This window comes from Cupriavidus basilensis OR16 (assembly GCF_000243095.1).
In the GTDB taxonomy this organism is placed as follows: domain Bacteria; phylum Pseudomonadota; class Gammaproteobacteria; order Burkholderiales; family Burkholderiaceae; genus Cupriavidus; species Cupriavidus basilensis_D.
Genome location: NZ_AHJE01000369.1, coordinates 1 through 882, shown reverse-complemented (window position 1 = coordinate 882; position 882 = coordinate 1). Strand labels below are relative to the sequence as shown.

Below are 882 nucleotides of genomic sequence, written 5' to 3'. Positions count from 1 at the left end.
CAAGGTGCGCAAGGAACTGCGCCGCTGGCTGCGCCGCCTGCACGATGAGCTCCATGTCACCAGCGTGTTCGTCACCCACGACCAGGAGGAGGCGCTCGAAGTGGCCGACCAGGTGGTGCTGATGAACCGCGGCCATGTGGAGCAGGCGGGCACGCCCGAGGCGGTCTACAACCATCCGGCCACGCCGTTCGTGTTCGGCTTCCTCGGCAACGTCAACCTGTTCCACGGGCGGCTTGAGGTTGGCGAGCGGGGCGGCTTGCTGCATACCGGCGACTCGATCCTGCCGGTGACCGGCAGCGGCCATGAAACCGCGGGCGATGCCGTGGCTTATGTCCGCCCGCACGATCTCGATCTCGAGCGCTATTCGCCCGGCATCGACGGCATTGCCGTGACGCTGCGCCGCGCGCTCACCCTGGGCCCCGTGGCCCAGCTAGAACTGGAACGAGAGGATACCCAGGAAGTCATCGAGGTGGCGCTGCCGCTCGAACGCTTCCGCCACCAGGGCTTCCGCGAGGGCGAACTGCTCGCCGTGCGGCCGCGCCAGTTGCGTGTCTTCGTCCAACCCCATTCAACCGCCCCGGCTAGCGCCAGGGGCACGTCGGCAGGAGCCGCACAATGAACTTCCAGCAACTGCGGTCCATCCGCGAAGCGGTGCGCCGCCAATTCAACCTGACCGAGGTGGCCAACGCGCTCTACACCTCGCAGCCCGGCGTCTCGCGCCAGATCCGCGAGCTGGAGGAAGAACTCGGCGTCGAGATCTTCGAGCGCTACGGCAAGCGCCTGACCGGCCTGACCGAGCCCGGCCGTGAAATCGTGCGCATCGTCGAGCGCCTGCTGCTCGAGGCCGAGAACCTGCGCCAGGCGGGCGACGAATTCGCCGGG

At 68.0% G+C, this 882-nt stretch carries 2 protein-coding genes; both read left to right on the top strand.

Annotated features, from left to right (window positions below):
- Nucleotides 1-619: sulfate/molybdate ABC transporter ATP-binding protein (locus tag OR16_RS39190; RefSeq protein ID WP_006165093.1), on the top strand; the 619-nt coding region annotated here is incomplete at its 5' end.
- The coding region (locus tag OR16_RS39185) for a LysR family transcriptional regulator (protein WP_006165092.1) at nucleotides 616-882 on the top strand (267 nt) is incomplete at its 3' end. The genes OR16_RS39190 and OR16_RS39185, both read left to right, overlap by 4 nt.